The organism is Streptomyces sp. NPDC001415, assembly GCF_053597395.1.
Genome location: NZ_JBSFIE010000029.1, coordinates 1 through 19,753, shown reverse-complemented (window position 1 = coordinate 19,753; position 19,753 = coordinate 1). Strand labels below are relative to the sequence as shown.

Genomic DNA, 19,753 nt, shown 5'->3' with positions numbered 1-19,753 from the left:
CGGACAGCAGCGTAGAGCCGTACGTGCGCGGGATCACCCTCAACCGAGACTGATCCGATGCTTACGCGAGCGAACCGAATGGCGGGTTCCGCCCTCTTGATTGGCGTAGTTCATGCTTAATCGCCCATAACGTCACGCAAATTCGCCGTGACCCCCACAATCACGGAGCCTTCGAATGAACCGTCGCCGCCCTGCCGCTCTGATAGCAGCCGCCGTCATCGGCTCGGCCGTGCTGGTCTCCGGCTGCTCCGAAGAGGGCAAGCCGGTCAGCTTCGACTCGGGGCCGACCAGCCCTTCGTCGGGCGGTCCGTCGTCGGGCGCCTCGGCGCAGGGCGGGAAGAAGGACGACGACGCCTCCGAGAAGAACGGCGCGGCCGCGCAGACGCTCCTGCCGACCGGCCCCAAGGCCGAGTTCACCACGCAGAGCTCCCTCGACGACGGCACCAAGATCGGCGTGACCACGCTCAAGGGCGCCAAGTCCGGGTTCACGGGCAAGGTATGGGTGTGGGCACCGAAGCAGTACTTCGACGAGAAGTACAAGAACAGCGGCTTCCCGGTGCTCATCGCGCTGCCCGGAGGGAACGGCTACCCCAAGAACTACTGGATGGGCACCGACCTCAAACTGCAGAGCAGCATCAGCGAGTGGTCCAAGACCGGCAAGAGCCTGCCGTTCATCGTCGTCATGCCGGTACTCAACCCGGACGCCAAGCACTACTACGACGGCAGCGACATCCCGGGCCAGCCGAAGATGGGCACCTGGATGACCGAGGACGTGCCGGACCTGGTGCGGGCCAACTTCCGTACCTTCAAGTCCCGTGACGGCTGGGCCTTCATGGGCTCCTCGTCGGGCGGCTTCGTCGGCCTGAAGTCGGTGCTCAAGCGGCCCGACCTGTTCAAGGCCGCGATCGCCTCGGGCCCGGACACCGTGCCGGACTCCCCGCTGTGGGCCGGCCACGAGGCCGAGAAGCAGGCGAACAACCCGGAGAAGCTGGCCCAGGAGCTGATCGACAAGAAGGGCCCCGAGGTCGCCCTCGCCTTCCAGGTGGGCACGAAGGAGGGCGTCGTCGTGACGAACGTGAAGAAGTTCATCGACACGTACGGCAAGGGCCCGGTGAAGACCCGCCTCCAGCTGATCGAGGGCGGCACCCACAACGCCCACACCTACGTGAAGGGCATGGGCGAGGGCACCATGGAGTGGATCAGCAAGCAGATGCTGGCCCCGGTCCCCTCCTCCTGAACGCTCCGAAGCCCTGAGCGCACTGAAGCCCTGAACGATCTGAAGTTCTTCGCGTCCTGGCGTTCTTTGCGTTCTGCCGTTCTTTGCGTTCTGCCGTTCCTTACGGAGCCAGCAGCTCCACATTCACATCTGCGGGGAAGCCGGTGGTAGGACCCGTCCGCCGGGCGAACTCCCGCACGCCTTCGAGCTGTTGGGCCCCGAAGCGGAAGTCGAGCGTCGTGAAGTAGCGCTCCAGGAGTTCCGCGTCGAACACCTCCCAGCGCGCGGCCTGCTCCGCCACCTTGCCGACCTCCTCCAGGGAGAGGTCCCGGGACGCGAGGAACGCCTCGTGCACCTGCTGTACGAGGTGGGGCTCGCGGGCCAGGTAGTCCTTGCGGGCCGCCCACACGGCGAAGACGAACGGCAGCCCCGTCCACTCCTTCCACATCGCACCCAGGTCGTGGACCTGGAGCCCGAGCCGCGGGGCGTCGTGCAGCGAGGCCCGCAGCGCGGCGTCCCCGATCAGCACGGCCGCGTCCGCCTCGCGCATCATCAGGCCGAGGTCGGGCGGGCACGTGTAGTAGTCGGGGGTCACCCGGTACCGCTCGGCGAGCAGCAGCTGCGCCAGGCGTACGGAGGTCCGCGAGGTGGACCCGAGCGCGACCCGCGCCCGGTCCAGGTCCTCCAGGGGACGCTGCGAGACGATCACGCAGGACATGACCGGCCCGTCGCAGCCGACCGCGATGTCGGGGAAGGCGACCAGGTCGTCGGCGTTGCGCAGGAACTCCACGAGGGTGATCGGCGCGATGTCCAGGTCACCGTTCACCAGCTGCTCGCTGAGCTTCTCGGGGCTGTCCTTGGTCAGCTCCAGGTCGAGCAGCGTCCCCGTCCGTGCCAGGCCCCAGTACAGGGGCAGGCAGTTGAGGAACTGGATGTGACCGACGCGCGGCCGGCCGCCGTGGTGCTGGGGGCTGGTTGAATTGTCCACATGCCGAGGCTAGCCCCGTCCCAATCCGTGGACTGCGCCGGGCCCTCGGCAGGCTCTGCCCGGCCCTGCCGGGGGTGCAGCGGGAGTGCTGCGGGGGGGTGTGCCGGCCGGGCCGTACGGGACGCCTCGGGAGCGTCGCTCGTGGTGCCTGGCGGGGACGCTTGATCAGCTGCTCAGGCCCCGGTCAAACGTCCGGACGGGGTGATCTTTCCCTCTACCGCAGCACCTGAGCTGCGTGCTACGCTCAGCGCAAGTTGCAGTTTGGTTTCCCTTGCAGTACAGAGCCTGCGGAGCATGTAACCCGCAGGCTTTTGTAGTTTTCAGACTTGTTTGCAGGTTCTGGAGCAGGGCAACCCTTTGGCCCAAGGAGGGCTTATGGCTACCGGAACCGTGAAGTGGTTCAACGCTGAAAAGGGCTTCGGCTTCATCGCCCAGGACGGCGGCGGCCCGGATGTCTTCGTCCACTACTCCGCGATCAACGCGTCTGGTTTCCGCTCCCTGGAGGAGAACCAGGTCGTGAACTTCGACGTCACTCAGGGCCCGAAGGGCCCGCAGGCGGAGAACGTCACCCCGGCCTAACTTGCCCGGGTTGGCGATCGCTGACTTAGCAGTACCCAAGGAGCCCCGTCCACATGGACGGGGCTCCTGCCTTTGCCCTCAGGTGCTCCCGCGCAGGGCGTTCTGAGCAAGCCCGGCATTGCTTCCAGGGGCGCGGGGCTGTGACATCGTGCGGCTCCGCCGCGACGGGGGTACCCCCGAAAGAGAACCACCCCGCACCCTGCCCGGCACCGCCCCGCACCCCGCTCAGCCGTAAAGCTCCTCGATCTCAGCCGCGTACCGCTCAAGAATCGTCTTCCGGCGCACCTTGAGGGTCGGGGTCAGCTCGCCCCGCTCCACCGTGAAGTCCCGCGGCAGCACCGCGAACCCCCGGATCCGCGCAGGCCGGGACACCTGCGCATTGGCCGCCTCAACGGCAGCCCGAACCATCTCGCGAACCTCGGCCTCACTCCGCCCCGCCGTCTCCTCCGCATCGACCGTGATCAACGCAACCGGATACGGCCGCCGGTCCCCCACCATGACCGCATGCGAGACGACCCGGGCCCGCTCGATGGCCAACTCCACGTGCGAGGGGGTCAGGTTCTTCCCGGCGGACGTGATGATCAGGTCCTTCTTGCGGCCGGTGATCGTCAGGTAACCGTCCGCGTCCAGCGCCCCCAGATCCCCCGTGTGCAGCCACCCGTCCGCGTCCAGCGCCTCCGCCGTGCCCAGGGCGTTCTCGTGGTACCCGGGGAAGATCATCGGCCCCCGGGCCAGCACCTCGTCGTCGTGCGCGATCTTCACCTCGCACCCCGAGATCGGCCGCCCCACCGTCCCGTACCGCACCGCCCCCGGGTGGTTGAGCGAGATCACGCCCGCGGACTCGGTCATCCCGTACCCCTCGAAGACCCGGATCCCGCAGGCCCGCAGGAAGTCCAGGACCGCCGGGTCGATCGGGGCGCCGCCGGTGAGCGCCCAGCGCAGTCGGCCGCCGAAGGCCGCCCTGACCAGGCTGAACAGCGAGGCGTCGGCGGCCTCGTACTCCCCCTGCCGCTCGGGCGGAAGCGACCCGTCCGCCGCGAGGACACCGATCGCGACCGCCGCGTCGAACCGGTCCCCGCCGCCCTCCGACGCCTCGGCGAGCGAGCGCACCACCGAGTAGACTTTCTCGAACAGCCGCGGTACGGACGGGAGATGGGTCGGCTGCGCCTCGGAGAGCTCGCCGACCACGTCCTCGATCCGGCCGCCGAAGTAGCAGAGCTCGCCGCCGTAGAGCAGCGTCGAGAACTGGATCAGCTGGGCGAGCAGGTGCGCGAGCGGCAGGTAGAGGTACGTGCGGTCGCCGGGGCCGCCCTCGATGAGGTGCAGGGTCGCGTCCTGCACAGCACCCATGTTGCCGTGGGTGAGCCGGCAGCCCTTGGGCAGGCCGGTGGTCCCGGAGGTGTAGACGAGTTCGGCGTCGTCACCGGGCCGGACCGCCGCGGACCGGGCCAGCAGGTCATCGAGCGCAACGGACTCGGCCCGAGCTGCAAGCTCCGCGAGCGGCACGACGGCCCCATCCGGCAGTCCCTCCGCCGTCAGCGCGGCCCCCTCCGGCAGCCCCTTCCCCGTCATCACGGCCCGATCCGGCGGCCCCTCCCCGGTCATCAGGGACCCGCCGGACGCCCCTTCCTCCGTCCTCACGCCCTCACCGAGCGCCCCCTCCCCCGTCATCAGCAGCACATGGTGAAGCTCGGGCAGCTTCTCCCTCAGCTTCTCCACCCGGGCCGCCTCCTGTGGCCCCTCGCAGATGACCGCCTTCGCCGCGGAGTCGGCGAGCACCCACGTGGCCTCCTCGTCGCCCGCCGTCGGATACACCGGCACCACCACCGCGCCCGCCGCCAGGCAGGCGAAGTGCGCGTATGTCCACTCGGGGCGGGTCTCGGCGAGGATCGCGACCCGGTCGCCGGCCTCGATGCCGAGCGCGAGGAGCCCGCGTGCGGTGCGGCGTACGGTCTCCCGCAGTTCGGCGTACGTGACCGAGGCCCAGCCCCCGCCCGCGTCGCGGAACCTGAGGGCCGGCTGGTCCGGGTGGCGCGCGGCCGCCCACTCGGTGAACACGGCGAGCGTCTCGGGGCGCGGCCGCTGGTCCTGGCTCTGCGGGCTCTGGGGGCTCATGACCCGACGGTAAGTACGGCCTCCGGCCACGCGGGATGACGGGAAACGTCACCCCGGCTGACCTCAACGCTCAACCCGGCTAACGTCGTTGACCATGGCGAAGCCGACGATCACCGTGCACCACGTGCGGGCCGTGCTGCGCGGCGCCGAGCGGCACGGCATCGACACCGTGCCGCTGCTCCAGGCGTCCGGCATCCCCCCGCTGCTGCTCGGGGACGACCGGGCGCGGGTCACCCCGGCCCAGTTCGCGCAGCTCTTCCGGGCCCTGTACCGGGCGACCGGGGACGAGTTCCTCGGGCTCGGCGGCGCCCCGAGCCGCCCGGGCACCTTCGCGATGATGTGTCACGCGGTGCTCGGCTGCCGTGACCTCGGCGAGGCGATGCGGCGCGGCACCACCTTCTACGGCCTGTTCGCGCACGGCCCCGACCTCACCCTCGACATCACCGGTCCCGACGCGGTGTTCGCGGTACGCAACGACCTCGCGAGCCAGGACGAGGACCGGTTCCTGACCGAGTGCCTGGTGATCATCTGGCACCGCCTGTGCAGCTGGCTGGTGGGCCGCCGCATCCCGCTGACCCGCGCGGCCTTCGGCTATCCGCCGCCCCCGCACAAGGACGAGTACGAGTCCCTCTTCGGCTGCCCGGTCCGGTTCGGGGACACCCGCACGGAGGCGGTGTTCGACGCGCACTGGCTGACCGCCCCGCTCGTACGCGACGAGGCGGCCCTCGGCCAGATGCTGCGCCGCTCCCCCTTCGAACTCCTCAGCCGGCGCGCGTACGGGACGACGGTGGGCGAGCAGGTGGGCCGGGCGCTCGCGGGCGCCCTGCGCGCCTCGCCCCGGCTGCCCACCCTCGACGAGACGGCCGCCCGCCTCGCCATGTCCCCGGCGACCCTGCGCCGCCGCCTCGCGCAGGAGGGCACGTCGTTCCAGCAGCTCAAGGACGCGGTACGGCGCGATGCGGCGATCGCGGGCCTGGCGGAGGGCCGCGAGCCGATCGCGGAGATCGCGGCCCGCCTCGGCTTCTCGGAGGACACCAGCTTCCACCGCGCGTTCCGCCGCTGGACGGGCACGACCCCGGGGGCGTACCGGCTGAGCCGCTGAAGGCGAGCAGAAGCTCACCCAGTCCTATCGACCGGGTCAGTGAAGGTGAGCGGTACGGTCAGCTCCGTACCTACCGGTCAGTCACTACCTTCTCCTCAACTGCCCGCGCCCCATAGGACCGTTGGGAGAGCCGCATGCACGTCCGTACCAGAGTGGCCGGTGCCATCACCGCCGCACTCCTCCTGTCGGCAGCCACCCCCACCGCGTTCGCCGACGACACGGCGACCGCCTCGCCCGGGGACATCGTCACCCAGTCCCCCACCGAGTTCCATCCGCTGCCCGGCCAGTGGACCAATACCAAGGCCTGGCATGTCACGTACCGCTCCACCACCGCCAAGGGCGGCCCGAACGTCGTGTCCGGGACGGTCATCGTGCCCAACGACGGCCGCACCGGACCGCGCCCGGTCGTGACGTACGCCGTCGGCACGGTCGGGCTCGGCGACTCGTGTGCGCCGAGCGCCAACTTCCCGTACGGGACGGCCGTCGAGGCCACCCTGATCAACCAGGTCGTGCAGAAGGGCTGGGCGGTCGCGGTCACCGACTACGAGGGCCTGGGCACCCCCGGCGACCACACCTATACGGTCGGCCGCGCCGAGGGCACCGCCATGCTGGACGCGGCCCGCGCCGCCGAACGCCTCGGCATCCCCGGCGTCGACGCCAACTCGCCCGTGGGGATCATGGGTTACTCGCAGGGCGGCCAGGCCAGCAGCTGGGCGGCCGAGCTGCACGATTCGTACGCCCCCGAGCTGAAGGTGAAGGGCACCGCGACCGGCGGCGTCCCGGCCGACCTCATGAAGGTCGCGGCGTCCAACGACGGCGGCCTCGGCTCCGGCCTCATCTTCATGGCGGCGGCCGGCCAGGACGCGGCCTTCCCCGAGCTGAAGCTGGACTCCTACCTGAACCCGGCGGGCAAGGCGCTGGTCGACTACTTCAAGAACAACTGCGTGGCGATCGACACGACAGTCGGCTCGTTCAAGCACATCACCGACCTGACCGTGAAGAACCCGCTCCAACAGCCGGACTGGCAGGCCAGGTTGGGCGAGTCGAGGCTCGGCACCCACCGCCCGGACGCGCCGGTGTACCTCTACCACGGCACGATCGACGAGCTGATCCCGTACGCGGTGGGCCAGCAGCTCCGCTCCGACTGGTGCGCCAAGGGCGCGAACGTGGAGTGGCACGCGCTGCCGCTGCTCGGCCACATCGGAGGGGTGACGGTGGGCGGAGTCCCGGCGGCGAACTGGCTGGCGGACCGGTTCGCGGACAAGCCGAGTCAATCCAACTGCCAGTAGCAGCAGCCTGGTTGGGCCCGCCCCTCGGACCCCGGGGCGGGCTCAACGCACGTCGGACGCGGGTTACGTCCCACACCCGCGGGCGGGACTACAGCCCGTACCTGCGCGCGGACTCCTCCTGTTGGGCGAGGCGGTGGAGGGCGCACAGGATCGGGTCGACGAGGATGGTGGCGGCGACGGCGACCTCGACCTTCTCGGCCTCGGAGGGATGGGTCTCGACGAAGTCGAGATCGCGGACGGCCGCCTGGTGCATGAGCCGGGCGTACGGGGCCATCAGCTCGGCGTCCCAGGAATAGCCGAGCCGTCGGAGGGTGGCGACGGCGACGATCAAAGCCCGGTGATCGGGGGAGAGTTCACCGAGCTCCCGGGCGGTCGACCACCCGACCATTTCGAGCAGCCGGTCCACTTCGCCCCGGGCGGCGACCACGGACTCGTCGCTCTCGTCGGGGTCGGGCCCGTGCGGCAGGGCCCACAGGGCGGCGCCGAGGCGCATGGTGCGGTCGAGGGAGTCGTCGTCGACGTACCCGATGACCTCCTTGGCGGTGGCCACCGGAAGCCGGCCGATCTCGATCAGGGCGCGCACGAGGCGGAGGCGGCGCAGGTGGCTCTCGTCGTAGTCGGCGGTGGTCGCACCGACCTTGCGGCCCGGCGCGAGCATCCCCTGCCGCAGGTAGTACTTGATCATCGCGACGGAGACCCCGCTCCGCTCGCTCAGCTCTGCCAGCCGCATCTCTTGCGCCCTTCATCGGATAACGCCATTATCCAAGATGTAGACCCTGGGTAACTCCGTTATCCCACAGGGGAGTTGTCCGCCGGGGAAGTCATCCGCCGAGGAGAGCTGGGGGCACCATGTTCGCCAAGCCGAGCCCGAACCGCACGACCGCCGCCGCCGAGGGCGACGTGGTGGTGCTGCTCATCGGGATGCGCGTCAACCACTTCTGGGCGGTGCACCAGTGGGTCCCGGTGGGCGCGGCCATGTTCCGCATGCTCGGCGAACTCAAGAAGGACAAGGCCCGCGGACTGCTCAGCCACGTCATGCTCACCGCGTCACCGCGCACGTACTACGTGGTCCAGTACTGGGAGTCCAAGGAGAAGCTGTACGCCTACGCGCACTCGCCGGAGATGTTCCACCACCGGGCGTGGGCGATCCTGAACCGCAAGGAACGCAAGGGCAAGCTGCGCGGGCACGTGGGGCTGTGGCACGAGACGTACATCGTGCCCGCGGGTTCGTACGAGTCGATCTACGCGGACATGCCACCGTTCGGCCTCGCGGCGGCGACGGGGGTGCTGCCGCTTGAGGCGCGGGGGCGGAGCGCGGCGGAGCGGCTCGGGCGCCGGGCAAAAGGGGGGTCTGCCCAGCAGCCCGCCCGCGCGGGGGTTGGGGAGCACTGACCCCTGGGGCTCCGCCCCGGACCGCCCTGGGCGCATGACCCACCCCACCTGCCCGCGATGGGGGCCGGGAGCAGCGGTGCGGGGTGCCCTACAGGGGCGCGGGGAACTGCGCGACCAGCCACGCACGGCCCGAGGCCGACATCGGACCCCTTAAGGGGCGCGGGGAACTGCGCGAGCAACCACGCACGGCCCGAGCCCGAAAGAGGGGGTTGGGCGCGGGGCCGTGACACGTGCGGCAGCCCCCAGCCGAACCCCGCCCCCCTCAGCAGAGCGCCTACTCGGCAGCGCGGCGGCGACGCGTGGCCACCAAGATCCCCGCACCGCCCGCAAGGGCAACAGCGGTACCCCCAGCAGCCCAAGGCAGCGCCGAACCCGCTCCGGTGGAGGCGAGGGAGGCGCCGGTGGAGGCGGGTGCCGGGTGGTTCTTGGCGGCGGCGGTCATGGGCGTACCACCCTTGCCGGTGGTGGCGGCGCCGGCGCCCTGGTCGGCCTCCTTGGAGGCGTCGGGCTTGGGCTTCTCCGTGCCGTCGCCCTTCTTCCCCTCGTCCTTCTTCCCCTCCTCCTTCTTGCCCTTGCCCTTGTCCTTCGCGGCGGCGGCGTCGGCCTCGTCCTTCTTGCGGGCCTCGTACTGGCCCTTGTCGAGGAAGGCCTGGACGTCTTCGGGGGTGCCGAGGAGGGCCTTCTTCGCGGCCGCCTTCACGGCGGGGCCGCCCTTGCTGGAAATCTGATGAGCCAGCACCCGGTTGTCGATGATGCGGGCCTCCTACCAAAGCCCCTCCGGACCATTCAAGATGCATTATTACTACAACCCCGTGACCAAAAAGGTCAGCTATGACATAGACTACAAAGTAGTCTTCAACGCCCGAGGGAAGAAGTAGTGAAGGTTCGATGCCTGAGAATCATCAACCCCACCACCGGGGAAGAAGAGAAAACCAGCCCGTGGATTAATGTCCAGAATGAGTACGTAGTTCTGGAGCTCCGCATGTCCCCGGGCCGGCGAATCTCGGTCAGGGTAGAGAGCGAAGAGGACGGCACACCAGTTCTGTTCGATTCAGAGATGTTCACAACTACATCTCCAGAGATTCCTCCTCACTGGGTCATGCGAATCCAAGAGGACGGATTGGTCGAAGTCGGCCCCCGCCTCTGGCTCGCTCCGGGTTTCTGGGAGGGATATTTCAACCAGGTCCCGGAAGCCGTGCAGCAGTACGAGAGCGAATTGAGAAAGACTCATCAGTATGAATCGATGAGCCAGTAACGCATCGCGAAGATTGGCGGCGCCATTAGGCGTCGCCAATCTTTCATACCCCGCCCAGTCGATCTAAGACCTCAAGAGATAGGCGTTCGCCCTCGTTTGATCACTGGATTCCGTAGTCCGTAGAGGGTGGGGACGGCGACGGGCCGGATGGGGCGAAGTGGCAGCGGTCATGGCTCAAGCCTCACCGACGAACGCGCCTTTGGATCAGCGTGCGGTGGCTCCTGGTCGGTGCCGCCAGTTGCGCCGCGCGAACGCGACCTGGATGACACGACAACGCGGCCGCACCCCCTTCGGGAAGAGGTGCGACCGCGCGGTCGGCTCGGCTCAGGCCTGTTCGAAGGTCCACTTCTGGAAGCGGAGGCCCTCGAAGGGCTGGATGGTGAGCTGTGTGCCCTTCTGGCCGTCGGGCAGCGTCACGACGCCGTCCATGTACGGGAAGGCGATGCGGAACAGGTGCTCGCCGACGGGCTCGATCGACCAGCGCTCCGGGAACGGCTGCACCGCGATGCGCGGCGGGAAGATACGCAGGGCGCTGAGCGCGAAGAACGGCTCACCGGTGCTGAGCGAGCTCTTGATGTGGTACTCGTTGATGCCGTTGATGCAGGTCAGCCGCCACTTCTGGTTGGGCTCCTTGCTGAGCGGCCAGCCGATGACGGGCGTGTTGGGGTGCGGGCTCCCGCCGGAGACGTCGATGTACAGGTCTTCGGCCGCGTTCTTGATCAGGTACTCGCCATCGGGCAGGATCGGCATGAAAGCCTCCAGGTCAGGACGGTGTACGGGTCTGATCGAGCTCCCTCACCCTAGGCATGGAGCGGTCGGGGCGTAACGGATGCGTCCAGTCGATCTGGAACAATTCAACTCGGCCTGGATATACGGGACTTGATGGCGCGTATGCGCCCCGGCAAGCGTGCGGCGCGGCGGGGATCCGGCCCGTCCGCGTTCCGCTTACCGTGCCGCTCCCTTCCGGACCAGCCCGCTCGGGCGGGGCAAGTGGGCTCCGCGCCAGGGCACGCCGGAGCGGTCGGGACCGGCCACCGCGGCGCCTGAGCATCCGCCCGGAAAGGGCTTGTCCGGGGAGCAGGCCCACGGACGACCGCCGGATGTCCACGGCCACCGCACACACACCAACGCCCGCGCCCCAGTGAGCAAGTTGGGGCGCGGGCGCTTCAGGAGCGAGGTGGTGCTCAGGCGGCGGCCGAAACCGTCGCCTTCTGCTCCGCCTCTCGGACGTCGTAGTCGTCGCCGACCGGAGAAACGTGCACCGAGTCGAACGCCTTCCGGTCCAGGATGTTCTCCCGGGCCGACACGATGACCGGTACCAGCGCCTGACCGGCCACGTTCGTAGCCGTACGCATCATGTCCAGGACCGGGTCGATCGCCATCAGCAGGCCGACGCCTTCCAGGGGCAGGCCCAGCGTGGAGAGGGTCAGGGTCAGCATGACCGTGGCGCCGGTCAGGCCCGCCGTGGCCGCCGAGCCGATGACGGAGACGAAGGCGATCAGGACGTAGTCGCCGACACCCAGGTGCACGTCGAAGATCTGGGCGATGAAGATCGCGGCAAGGGCCGGGTAGATCGCGGCGCAGCCGTCCATCTTGGTGGTCGAGCCGAACGGCACCGCGAAGGACGCGTACTCCTTGGGCACGCCGAGCCGTTCGGTGACCTTCTGCGTCAGCGGCATCGTGCCCACCGAGGAGCGGGAGACGAAGGCGAGCTGGATCGCGGGCCAGGCGCCCTTGAAGAACTGGAGCGGGTTGACCTTGGCGACGGTGGCGAGCAGCAGCGGGTACACCCCGAACATCACCAGCGCGCAGCCGATGTAGACGTCGGCGGTGAAGGTGGCGTATTTGCCGATGAGGTCCCAGCCGTAGTCGGCGATGGCGAAGCCGATCAGGCCGAGCGTGCCGAGCGGGGCGAGCCGGATGACCCACCACAGGGCCTTCTGGAGGAGTTCGAGCACGGCCTCGCTGAGAGTGAGGATCGGCTTGGCCTTCTCGCCGAGCTGGAGGAGGGCGATGCCGGCGACGGCGGCCATGAAGACGATCTGCAGGACGTTCAGCTCGGTGAAGGGCGTGATGACATCCGTCGGGATGATTCCCGTGAGGAAGTCCAGCCAGGAGCCCGTGTGCTTGGGGAGCTTGCCGTCCTTCGGGGTCAGGCCCGTGCCCGAGCCCGGGTTGGTGAGCAGTCCGATGACCAGGCCTATCGCCACCGCGATCAGCGACGTGATCATGAACCAGAGCAGTGTGCGCGAGGCGAGCCGGGCGGCGTTGTTGACCTTGCGCAGGTTGGTTATCGACACCAGGATCGCGAAGAAGACGAGCGGCGCGACGGCCAGCTTCAGGAGCTGGACGAAGATGCTGCCTATCTGCTCAAGCGTGTCCTTGAGCCAGCTGATGTCCTGGCTGCGGGCGAGCCAGCCGAGCAGGCCACCGAGCACCAGACCCGCGATGATCTGGGCCCAGAAGGGGAACTTGGACGATATGGAGAAGCCCCGCTTGGGCTTCTCCTCGACTGTCGCGGAGGACGCGGAGGACACGAAAACACTCCCGGGTGAGCGGTGACGGGGACGTTCAGGGGGATGAGCGCGGCGCCCGTTCACAAGGGACTGGTCAGCGTGGACCGGTCACGTAACGCTGGGGACACCGCCGCATGATGCCGGGGTCAGACGTCGCGGCAACAGACCGCGGACATGCAGCGGCAGAGGTCGACATGCAGACGCGCCACGAGCGGAACGGCTCCGCCGGTGGGGTGCTGGTGCACAGCTGCTGTCGTCATGTCGAACACGTTAACACTTGAACTTTGAGAACCTCAAAGCAGTTCTTTTACCCCGGGATGACTCCGGGATGACCAGCGACAACTCCAACTGGGCCTGAAAACAACGACGGCCCGGCCCCGAAGCGGTGAGCTTCGGAACCGGGCCGTCCCAGCGTGTGAACTACCTGACGCGGGGGGGGCCTACTGGACGAGGCCGTCCTCCTGCGTGCGGTTCGCCTCCAGCTTCGCCTTGGCGTTCTCCACCTTGGTGACGAGCTGGGCGGACATCGCGTCGCGCTGCTTGCGCAGGAGTACGAAGCTCAGCGGCGCGGAGATCACGAGGGCGAGCAGGATCACCCAGATGAAGTTGGAGTTGCCGAGTCCCTTCGGCAGCACGCCGAACTGGACCAGCAGGCCGACGAAGACCAGGCTGCCGATGAAGATCCCCACGCGCAGCATGGTGTACCAGATGGTGGCGCTCGGCTTGGCGGCGTTCACGACTGACCTTCTCTCTACGGTGGCCCCTGCCCGACTAGTGAAGCACGCCCACAATTGGATCTATTCAGCGGGCACGGAGCTCGGCTCGGCGGGCACGGAGCTCAGTACAACCGGAGCGAACTCGGCTCAGTTCAGCGGCAGCAGCATGATGATGTCGTCCCGGTCGTCCCCGTCGGCGACCCGGATCGCGCCGGGCACCCGGCCGACCTCCTTGTAGCCGCACGAGCCGTAGAACCGGTCGACGCCGGTGCCGCCCCGGCAGGTGAGGCGGATGGCCTCGATGCCGCCGAGGCCCCGTATCGCACCGGCGGTCGCCTCCATCAGGTCACGGCCGTATCCCTTGCCCTGATGGGCCGGGTGCACCATGACCGTGTACAGCCACACCCAGTGGGTCATGAGGCGGTGCGTGTTGTACGCGATGAACGCGGTGGCGGCGACCCGCCCGTCCTCGTCGAACCCGACGAGCAGCCGCATCCGCCCCTCGGCCATGGCCACGAAGTGCTTGACCAGTTCGGGCCGTACGTCCTCGACGGAGACCGGCGGGACGAAGCCGACGGCCCCGTCCCCGTTGGACACCTCGGTCCACAGGTCGAGCAGCCCGTCGCGCAGCGCGGGCGTGACCGGCGGGTCGAGTTCGAAGGTGAGCGCCATACCGAAAGACCGCCTCAGAAGCGCATGGCCTGCGGCGTTTCGCGCAGCCCAGCGTCCGGGCCCGGGTACTCGCGGATGATCTCGTACCGCGTGTTGCGCTCGACGGGGCGGAAGCCGGCCTCGCGGATGAGGTCGAGCAGGTCGTCCCGGGTGAGCTTGTTCGGGGTGCCGTAGTTGTCGGCGTCGTGCGTGATCTTGTACTCGACGACCGAGCCGTCCATGTCGTCCGCGCCGTGCTGGAGCGCGAGCTGGGTGGTCTGCAGGCCGTGCATGACCCAGAAGCACTTCACGTGCGGCACGTTGTCGAACAGGAGGCGGGAGACCGCGAAGGTCTTGAGCGCCTCGGCGCCCGTCGCCATCGTCGTACGCGCCTGGAGCTTGTTGCGGACCTTGCCGTCCTGCATGTCCACGAAGTCGTGCTGGTAGCGCAGCGGGATGAAGACCTGGAAGCCGCCGGTCTCGTCCTGGAGCTCGCGCAGGCGCAGCACGTGGTCGACGCGGTGACGCGGCTCCTCGATGTGCCCGTACAGCATGGTCGAAGGGGTCTTGAGGCCCTTCTCGTGGGCGAGGCGGTGGATGCGCGACCAGTCTTCCCAGTGCGTGCGGTGGTCCACGATGTGCTGGCGGACCTCCCAGTCGAAGATCTCGGCGCCGCCGCCGGTCAGCGATTCCAGGCCCGCGTCGATCAGCTCGTCGAGGATCTCGGAGGCGGTGAGCCCGGAGATCGTCTCGAAGTGGTGGATCTCGGTCGCCGTGAACGCCTTGAGCCCGACGTTCGGCAGCGCCTCCTTGAGGGCCTTGAGCGAGCGCGGGTAGTAGCGCCAAGGGAGCGTCGGGTGGAGCCCGTTGACGATGTGCAGCTCGGTGAGGTTGTCGTTCTCCATCGCCTTGGCGAGGCGGACGGCCTCCTCGATGCGCATCGTGTACGCGTCCTTCTCGCCCGGCTTGCGCTGGAACGAGCAGTACGCGCACGACGCCGTGCACACGTTGGTCATGTTGAGGTGACGGTTCACGTTGAAGTGGACGACGTCGCCGTTCTTGCGTGTGCGCACCTCGTGGGCGAGCCCGCCGAGCCAGGCCAGATCGTCCGACGCGTAGAGCGCGATGCCGTCCTCGCGGCTGAGCCGCTCACCGGCCCGGACCTTCTGCTCCAGCTCGCGCTTGAGTCCCGCGTCCATCAAGGCCGCCTCCCATACGTGTGTCTTTCAGGCTCCACCAAAGGTACGCCCCGCCCTACTCGGGAAGTTCCCCGACCCGGTTCTCCCACTTCGTGGAGAGCACGATCGTGGTGCGGGTGCGCGAGACGCCCTTGGTCGAGCCGAGGCGGCGGATCGTCTTCTCCAGGCCGTCCACGTCACCGGCCCGGATCTTGAGCATGTACGAGTCGTCGCCCGCGATGAACCAGCAGTCCTCGATCTCGGCGAGGTCGCGCAGGCGCCGGGCCACGTCCTCGTGGTCGGCGGCGTCGGACAGCGAGATGCCGATCAGCGCGGTGACACCGAGGCCGAGCGAGGCCGCGTCCACGGTGGCGCGGTATCCGGTGATGACACCGGCGGCCTCCAGACGGTTGATGCGGTCGGTGACGCTCGGGCCGGAGAGCCCGACGAGCCGGCCCAGCTCCGCGTACGAGGCCCTGCCGTTCTCGCGCAGTGCCTGGATGAGCTGCCTATCGACGGCGTCCATATGCCTGAAGCCTTCCATTGTTCAGCGATACCGCGAGTTTAAGTGTAGAATCTAAGGCATGCAGGGCCAACGCCCTGCGAATCATTCAGCTGCTTGCATAATTTTCCAGCAGATCAAAGACGATCTTTCAGGAGTTGTCACCGTGTACACGATCGAGATGGCCTACGCCCGGATGCGCGAGCTTCAGGACCTGGCCAACCGGTCCCGTGCCCACCAGCCGTCCGCGACGAAGCTCCGCGCCACCAAGCGCGCCGCCAAGAAGCGCTAGTTCTCGCGAGAGCCTCCCCCCAGGTCCCGGCTTGGCTCGACCAGCGGGGACCCCGATCCGAGCTCTCCCTCCCAACGGCGGTACAGGCCGTGCGGCACCCCTGCCGCGTCCAGTACGCGCCCCGCGACGAAGTCCACCAGATCCTGGATGTGCGTCGCCCCCGCGTAGAACGCCGGAGAGGCGGGCAGCACCACCGCGCCCGCCTCGTCCAGTGTCACCAGGTGCTTGAGCGTCTGTCCGTTCAGCGGCGTCTCGCGCACCGCCACCACCAGCTTCCGCCGCTCCTTGAGCGTCACGCTCGCGGCCCGCTGCAACAGGTCCTTCGAAAGCCCCAGCGCGACCCCGGCCACACAGGCCGTCGACGCCGGCACGATCAGCATCCCCTTCACGGGGTACGAGCCCGACGAGGGCCCTGCCGCCAGATCCCCGGCCGCCCAGTGCCGTACGTCCGACACGTCGAGCGCCCCGAAGGTGTCCGGCTTTCCGTCCGCGCCCCGCGCCAGCCATGCCCGCAGATCGTCCCGCCAGTGCGCGTCGCGGAACGCGATGCCGGTCTCGTCGAGCAGCGTCAGGCGCGAGGCGCGCGACACCACCAGGTCCACGCTCTCCCCGGCCGCGAGCAGCGCGCGCAGCACCGCCGCCGCGTACGGCGTCCCCGAGGCACCCGACACGCCGACGACCCACGGCGTGCGCTGCTGACTGTGTACGTTCACGTGCTCCACGTGTCCGAGCCTATCCGGCGGCCCGCCCGCAGGTCTGGGCCAGGTGTCAGACCGTCAGGCCCCGCACCAGCAGATCGAGCAGCGCGCAGACGAAGAGGGCAATCCCGATGAAGCCGTTGACCTGGAAGAACGCCCGGTTGAGGCGGGACAGGTCGTGCGGCTTGACCAGGGTGTGCTCGTAGAGGAACGCCGCGAGCACGATGAGCAGACCCAGCCAGAAGAAGAACCCGGCGCCGGTGGCGAGGGCGTACCAGACGAGCAGGGCCATCGTCACGGCGTGGCAGCCGCGCGCACCGTAGATCGCGGCCGGAATGCCGAAGCGGGCCGGGACCGACTTCACGCCGTGGCCTCGGTCGGCCTCGACGTCCTGGCAGGCGTAGATCAGGTCGAAGCCGCCGATCCAGATGCCGATGGCGAGACCCAGGATCACCGCGTCCCACGACCACGAGCCGGTGATCGCGATCCAGGCGCCGACCGGGCCCATCGCCTGCGCGAGGCCGAGGATGGCCTGCGGGAAGTTGGTGAACCGCTTCCCGTACGGATAGACCACCATCGGGATCACCGCGACCGGGGCGAGCGCCAGGCACAGCGGGTTCAGCGCGGCGGCCGCGCCGAGGAACACGACGAGGGCGATGAGCGCGCCCGTCCACGCGGAGCGCACCGACACCGCGCCGGTGACCAGCTCGCGGCCCGCGGTGCGCGGGTTACGGGCGTCGATCTCGCGGTCGATGATCCGGTTGCAGGCCATCGCGAACGTACGCAGACCCACCATGGCGACGGTGACCAGGAGCAGCCGTCCCCAGTGGATGTTCTTGTCGAGCTGGAACATCGCGGTCAGCGCGGCGGTGTAGGCGAAGGGCAGCGCGAAGACCGAGTGCTCGATCATGACGAGGCGGAGGAACGCTTTGGTGCGGCCCGGTTGGGGAACCGCTGCGGCGGAGGCGCTCATCTCTAGAACCCGTACTCCTTCCAGCGGCGGTCGACCTTCGCCGCCGTATCCGCGTCCGACTCGACCATCGCCGGCCAGCCGCCGTCGCGCGTGTAGCCCTCCTCGGGCCACTTCGCGGTCGCGTCGATGCCCGCCTTGCCGCCCCAGAACTGCTGGTAGGAGGCGTGGTCGAGGTGGTCGACCGGGCCTTCGACGACGGTGAGGTCGCGGGCGTAGTCGGTGTTCCCGAAGGCCCGCCAGGACACTTCGTGCAGGTTGTGGACGTCGCAGTCGGCGTCCACGATCACGATCAGTTTGGTGAGCGACATCATGTGCGCGCCCCAGATGGCGTGCATCACCTTCTGGGCGTGCTTGGGGTACTTCTTGTCGATCGAGACGATCGCGCAGTTGTGGAAGCCGCCCGACTCGGGCAGGTGGTAGTCCACGATGTCCGGCACGATGATCTTGAGGAGCGGGAGGAAGAACCGCTCGGTGGCTCGGCCGAGGGGGCCGTCCTCCGTGGGCGGGCGGCCGACCACGATGGACTGGAGCAGCGGACGCCTGCGCATCGTCACGCAGTCGATCGTGAGCGCGGGGAACGGTTCCTGCGGCGTGTAGAACCCGGTGTGGTCGCCGAACGGACCCTCCGGCAGCATCTCGCCCGGCTCCAGCCAGCCCTCGATGACGACCTCGGCATTGGCCGGGACCTGCAGCGGCACCGTCTTGCAGTCGACCATCTCGATCCGCTTGCCCTGGATGAATCCGGCGAAGAGGTACTCGTCGATGTCCCCGGGCAGCGGCGCGGTCGAGGCGTAGGTGACGGCGGGCGGGCAGCCGAAGGCGATCGCGACCGGCAGCCGCTCGCCGCGCTTGGCGGCGACGGCGTAGTGGTTGCGGCTGTCCTTGTGGATCTGCCAGTGCATCCCGATCGTGCGCTTGTCGTGGCGCTGGAGCCGGTAGAGCCCGAGGTTGCGGACGCCCGTCTCGGGGTGCTTGGTGTGCGTGAGGCCCAGGTTGAAGAACGAGCCGCCGTCCTCGGGCCAGGTGAACAGCGCGGGCAGCTGGTCGAGGTCCACGTCGTCGCCGGTCAGGACGACTTCCTGGACGGGCGCGGCCTCCTGCTTCACCTTCCTCGGCGGCACGTGCACCATCGAGCCGAGCTTGCCGAACGCCTCGCGGATCCCGACGAAGCCCTGCGGCAGCTCCGGCTTGAGCAGCCCGCCGATCTTGTCGCTGATGTCCTCGTACGACTTGAGGCCGAGCGCCTTGAGCAGGCGGCGGTCGGTGCCGTACACGTTCATGGCCAGGGGCATGGAGGCGCCCTTGACGTTCTCGAAGAGGAGGGCGGGGCCGCCGGCCTTGTTGACCCGGTCGACGATCTCGCCGACTTCGAGATACGGGTCGACCTCGGCCTTGATGCGCTTGAGGTCGCCCTCGCGCTCCAGCGCCCTGAGCAGCGATCGGAGATCGTCGTAAGCCATGGGGTCAAGTATCGGGCACCCGATACCCTGGGCCGGTCACCGGGGCCGAGGCACGGCCCGCAACCGTTCCCGGGGGGACCCTCCAACCATGCTCAGGTATCTGCCGTTCCTGCTGGTCCTGGCGCTGTGGATCTACGCGTTCATCGACTGCCTCAACACCCCGGAGGAAGAGGTCAAGGGCCTCCCCAAGGTGGTGTGGATCATCATCATCCTGCTCTTCGGCGAGGTGCTGATCGGGCCGGTCGCGTGGCTCGCCGCGGGCAAGGTGCGGGGCGTGGGCCCTGGGGGGCGTTGGACCGCGCCGGACGACAACCCCGCCTTCCTCGCGTCCCTCGGGGAGCCCGCGAAGGACGAGGCGCTGCTGAAGGACTGGGAGGCGGATCTGCGGCGCCGCGAGGAAGAGTTGAAGCGGCGGGAGCGGGGCGAGGAGGCCTGACTCCGGGTGCGCTGGGGCTCCGCCCCAGACCTCGCTTTGGCCCCGCCCCTTCCCTAGCCCCTCCCGGGGGGGGTGGTTCGTCGGCTGCGGACCATGCGTGGCTGGGCGCGCGGTTCCCCGCGCCCCTGGCAGGGTCGGTGCCGGCCCGCACCGACATCCTCAGCCCGTCATGGGGGTCCCCCCTGGCCCTTAAGGCCTTGGGGGAGTTTGAGGACGAGCGCCGTTCAGGCGCGAACGGGGTCTGGGGCAGAGCCCCAGGAAAACGGGCCTCCCCCTGCCCTTTCGCCCCCGGCGGGTTTCGGGAAGGGGCGGGGTGGGGTCCCCCGGGGTGGGGGGGGGGGGGGGCGCGGGCCGCCCGCCGCCCGGCCGCCCGGCCGGCCCCCGGACCGCGAGGG

21 protein-coding genes are annotated in these 19,753 nt (G+C 69.0%); 8 read left to right on the top strand and 13 right to left on the bottom strand.

Translation table 11 applies throughout. From position 1 onward, the window contains the following. Nucleotides 1–175: 175 nt before the first annotated feature. Nucleotides 176–1,237, top strand: coding sequence for an alpha/beta hydrolase (locus tag ACWC2B_RS29290; RefSeq protein WP_450721774.1), 1,062 nt, complete (start codon nucleotides 176–178; stop codon nucleotides 1,235–1,237). Between the two features lie 100 nt (nucleotides 1,238–1,337). Here ACWC2B_RS29290 and ACWC2B_RS29285 read toward each other — a convergent pair whose 3' ends face one another. Next, nucleotides 1,338–2,204 carry a menaquinone biosynthetic enzyme MqnA/MqnD family protein gene (locus tag ACWC2B_RS29285; protein ID WP_450721772.1) on the bottom strand — a complete coding sequence of 289 codons (867 nt, stop codon included), beginning with the start codon at nucleotides 2,202–2,204 and terminating at the stop codon, nucleotides 1,338–1,340. A 375-nt stretch (nucleotides 2,205–2,579) separates the two neighbouring features. Here ACWC2B_RS29285 and ACWC2B_RS29280 point away from each other — a divergent pair, with 375 nt between their 5' ends. Beyond that, nucleotides 2,580–2,783: a cold-shock protein gene (locus ACWC2B_RS29280; protein WP_003967102.1), complete on the top strand. Its 204-nt coding sequence runs from the start codon at nucleotides 2,580–2,582 to the stop codon at nucleotides 2,781–2,783. Between the two features lie 225 nt (nucleotides 2,784–3,008). Here ACWC2B_RS29280 and ACWC2B_RS29275 read toward each other — a convergent pair whose 3' ends face one another. After that, the gene (locus ACWC2B_RS29275) at nucleotides 3,009–4,898 is read right to left on the bottom strand and encodes an AMP-dependent synthetase/ligase (RefSeq protein ID WP_450721770.1); all 1,890 of its coding nucleotides are present in this window, start codon (nucleotides 4,896–4,898) and stop codon (nucleotides 3,009–3,011) included. Between the two features lie 94 nt (nucleotides 4,899–4,992). Between ACWC2B_RS29275 and ACWC2B_RS29270 the strand changes: the two genes are divergently transcribed. Both ACWC2B_RS29270 and ACWC2B_RS29265 read left to right on the top strand, forming a co-directional pair. After that, nucleotides 4,993–6,000, top strand: a complete 1,008-nt coding sequence (locus ACWC2B_RS29270; protein WP_450721768.1) for an AraC family transcriptional regulator — start codon at nucleotides 4,993–4,995, stop codon at nucleotides 5,998–6,000. Nucleotides 6,001–6,134: 134 nt separating this feature from the next. Continuing rightward, nucleotides 6,135–7,289, top strand: a complete 1,155-nt coding sequence (locus tag ACWC2B_RS29265) for a lipase family protein (protein ID WP_450721766.1) — start codon at nucleotides 6,135–6,137, stop codon at nucleotides 7,287–7,289. Nucleotides 7,290–7,377: 88 nt separating this feature from the next. Here the strand turns inward: ACWC2B_RS29265 and ACWC2B_RS29260 are convergent, their stop codons facing one another. Next, nucleotides 7,378–8,019, bottom strand: coding sequence for a MerR family transcriptional regulator (locus ACWC2B_RS29260; RefSeq protein WP_450721764.1), 642 nt, complete (start codon nucleotides 8,017–8,019; stop codon nucleotides 7,378–7,380). Nucleotides 8,020–8,138: 119 nt separating this feature from the next. Between ACWC2B_RS29260 and ACWC2B_RS29255 the strand changes: the two genes are divergently transcribed. Further along, a complete protein-coding gene (locus ACWC2B_RS29255; RefSeq protein WP_450721762.1) occupies nucleotides 8,139–8,681 on the top strand; it encodes a DUF4188 domain-containing protein in 543 nt (180 codons plus the stop codon). A 274-nt stretch (nucleotides 8,682–8,955) separates the two neighbouring features. Here the strand turns inward: ACWC2B_RS29255 and ACWC2B_RS29250 are convergent, their stop codons facing one another. Then, nucleotides 8,956–9,420: a hypothetical protein gene (locus ACWC2B_RS29250; protein ID WP_450721760.1), complete on the bottom strand. Its 465-nt coding sequence runs from the start codon at nucleotides 9,418–9,420 to the stop codon at nucleotides 8,956–8,958. A 138-nt stretch (nucleotides 9,421–9,558) separates the two neighbouring features. Between ACWC2B_RS29250 and ACWC2B_RS29245 the strand changes: the two genes are divergently transcribed. Further along, complete coding sequence (locus tag ACWC2B_RS29245; protein WP_450721758.1) at nucleotides 9,559–9,936, top strand: hypothetical protein; 378 nt, start codon at nucleotides 9,559–9,561, stop codon at nucleotides 9,934–9,936. Between the two features lie 324 nt (nucleotides 9,937–10,260). On the opposite strand, the gene ACWC2B_RS29240 is transcribed toward ACWC2B_RS29245, so the two are convergent. The 6 genes from ACWC2B_RS29240 to ACWC2B_RS29215 all read right to left on the bottom strand — a co-directional run bounded on the left by ACWC2B_RS29240 (nucleotide 10,261) and on the right by ACWC2B_RS29215 (nucleotide 15,523). Further along, nucleotides 10,261–10,686: an RICIN domain-containing protein gene (locus ACWC2B_RS29240; protein WP_450721756.1), complete on the bottom strand. Its 426-nt coding sequence runs from the start codon at nucleotides 10,684–10,686 to the stop codon at nucleotides 10,261–10,263. 434 nt (nucleotides 10,687–11,120) lie between these two features. Further along, nucleotides 11,121–12,473, bottom strand: coding sequence for a dicarboxylate/amino acid:cation symporter (locus ACWC2B_RS29235; RefSeq protein WP_450721754.1), 1,353 nt, complete (start codon nucleotides 12,471–12,473; stop codon nucleotides 11,121–11,123). A 419-nt stretch (nucleotides 12,474–12,892) separates the two neighbouring features. Next, nucleotides 12,893–13,189 (bottom strand): DUF4229 domain-containing protein, encoded by a 297-nt coding sequence (locus tag ACWC2B_RS29230; RefSeq protein WP_450721752.1) that lies wholly within the window; start codon nucleotides 13,187–13,189, stop codon nucleotides 12,893–12,895. Nucleotides 13,190–13,315: 126 nt separating this feature from the next. Further along, entirely contained in the window at nucleotides 13,316–13,840 is a 525-nt protein-coding gene (locus tag ACWC2B_RS29225) for an N-acetyltransferase family protein (RefSeq protein ID WP_450721751.1), read from the bottom strand. Between the two features lie 14 nt (nucleotides 13,841–13,854). Beyond that, nucleotides 13,855–15,018: an aminofutalosine synthase MqnE gene (mqnE, locus tag ACWC2B_RS29220; RefSeq protein ID WP_450721749.1), complete on the bottom strand. Its 1,164-nt coding sequence runs from the start codon at nucleotides 15,016–15,018 to the stop codon at nucleotides 13,855–13,857. 55 nt (nucleotides 15,019–15,073) lie between these two features. After that, nucleotides 15,074–15,523, bottom strand: a complete 450-nt coding sequence (locus ACWC2B_RS29215; protein WP_053728817.1) for an Lrp/AsnC family transcriptional regulator — start codon at nucleotides 15,521–15,523, stop codon at nucleotides 15,074–15,076. A 142-nt stretch (nucleotides 15,524–15,665) separates the two neighbouring features. On the opposite strand from ACWC2B_RS29215, the gene ACWC2B_RS29210 reads away from it, so the two are divergent. Continuing rightward, a complete protein-coding gene (locus tag ACWC2B_RS29210) occupies nucleotides 15,666–15,791 on the top strand; it encodes a hypothetical protein (RefSeq protein WP_450721911.1) in 126 nt (41 codons plus the stop codon). On the opposite strand, the gene ACWC2B_RS29205 is transcribed toward ACWC2B_RS29210, so the two are convergent. From ACWC2B_RS29205 to ACWC2B_RS29195, 3 genes are read right to left on the bottom strand one after another with little or no spacing between them, the layout of a single operon-like run. Then, on the bottom strand, nucleotides 15,788–16,504 hold the full coding sequence (locus tag ACWC2B_RS29205; protein WP_450721899.1) for a UbiX family flavin prenyltransferase: 717 nt from the start codon (nucleotides 16,502–16,504) through the stop codon (nucleotides 15,788–15,790). The genes ACWC2B_RS29210 and ACWC2B_RS29205 overlap by 4 nt on opposite strands. A 55-nt stretch (nucleotides 16,505–16,559) precedes the next feature. After that, on the bottom strand, nucleotides 16,560–17,462 hold the full coding sequence (mqnP, locus tag ACWC2B_RS29200; RefSeq protein WP_450721747.1) for a menaquinone biosynthesis prenyltransferase MqnP: 903 nt from the start codon (nucleotides 17,460–17,462) through the stop codon (nucleotides 16,560–16,562). Between the two features lie 2 nt (nucleotides 17,463–17,464). After that, complete coding sequence (locus ACWC2B_RS29195) at nucleotides 17,465–18,922, bottom strand: menaquinone biosynthesis decarboxylase (RefSeq protein ID WP_450721745.1); 1,458 nt, start codon at nucleotides 18,920–18,922, stop codon at nucleotides 17,465–17,467. Nucleotides 18,923–19,010: 88 nt separating this feature from the next. Between ACWC2B_RS29195 and ACWC2B_RS29190 the strand changes: the two genes are divergently transcribed. Beyond that, nucleotides 19,011–19,358, top strand: coding sequence for a PLD nuclease N-terminal domain-containing protein (locus ACWC2B_RS29190; protein ID WP_450721743.1), 348 nt, complete (start codon nucleotides 19,011–19,013; stop codon nucleotides 19,356–19,358). The last annotated feature ends 395 nt before the right edge of the window (nucleotides 19,359–19,753 follow it).

Excerpts from the sequence above, each read along its gene's own strand:
- ACWC2B_RS29290 (WP_450721774.1), top strand. The coding sequence starts at position 176 with ATGAACCGTCGCCGCCCTGCCGCTCTGATAGCAGCCGCCGTCATCGGC.
- ACWC2B_RS29280 (WP_003967102.1), top strand. The coding sequence starts at position 2,580 with ATGGCTACCGGAACCGTGAAGTGGTTCAACGCTGAAAAGGGCTTCGGC.
- ACWC2B_RS29275 (WP_450721770.1), bottom strand. The coding sequence starts at position 4,898 with ATGAGCCCCCAGAGCCCGCAGAGCCAGGACCAGCGGCCGCGCCCCGAG.
- ACWC2B_RS29270 (WP_450721768.1), top strand. The coding sequence starts at position 4,993 with ATGGCGAAGCCGACGATCACCGTGCACCACGTGCGGGCCGTGCTGCGC.
- ACWC2B_RS29265 (WP_450721766.1), top strand. The coding sequence starts at position 6,135 with ATGCACGTCCGTACCAGAGTGGCCGGTGCCATCACCGCCGCACTCCTC.
- ACWC2B_RS29260 (WP_450721764.1), bottom strand. The coding sequence starts at position 8,019 with ATGCGGCTGGCAGAGCTGAGCGAGCGGAGCGGGGTCTCCGTCGCGATG.
- ACWC2B_RS29255 (WP_450721762.1), top strand. The coding sequence starts at position 8,139 with ATGTTCGCCAAGCCGAGCCCGAACCGCACGACCGCCGCCGCCGAGGGC.
- ACWC2B_RS29240 (WP_450721756.1), bottom strand. The coding sequence starts at position 10,686 with ATGCCGATCCTGCCCGATGGCGAGTACCTGATCAAGAACGCGGCCGAA.
- ACWC2B_RS29225 (WP_450721751.1), bottom strand. The coding sequence starts at position 13,840 with ATGGCGCTCACCTTCGAACTCGACCCGCCGGTCACGCCCGCGCTGCGC.
- mqnE (WP_450721749.1), bottom strand. The coding sequence starts at position 15,018 with ATGGACGCGGGACTCAAGCGCGAGCTGGAGCAGAAGGTCCGGGCCGGT.
- ACWC2B_RS29215 (WP_053728817.1), bottom strand. The coding sequence starts at position 15,523 with ATGGACGCCGTCGATAGGCAGCTCATCCAGGCACTGCGCGAGAACGGC.
- mqnP (WP_450721747.1), bottom strand. The coding sequence starts at position 17,462 with ATGAGCGCCTCCGCCGCAGCGGTTCCCCAACCGGGCCGCACCAAAGCG.
- ACWC2B_RS29195 (WP_450721745.1), bottom strand. The coding sequence starts at position 18,922 with ATGGCTTACGACGATCTCCGATCGCTGCTCAGGGCGCTGGAGCGCGAG.
- ACWC2B_RS29190 (WP_450721743.1), top strand. The coding sequence starts at position 19,011 with ATGCTCAGGTATCTGCCGTTCCTGCTGGTCCTGGCGCTGTGGATCTAC.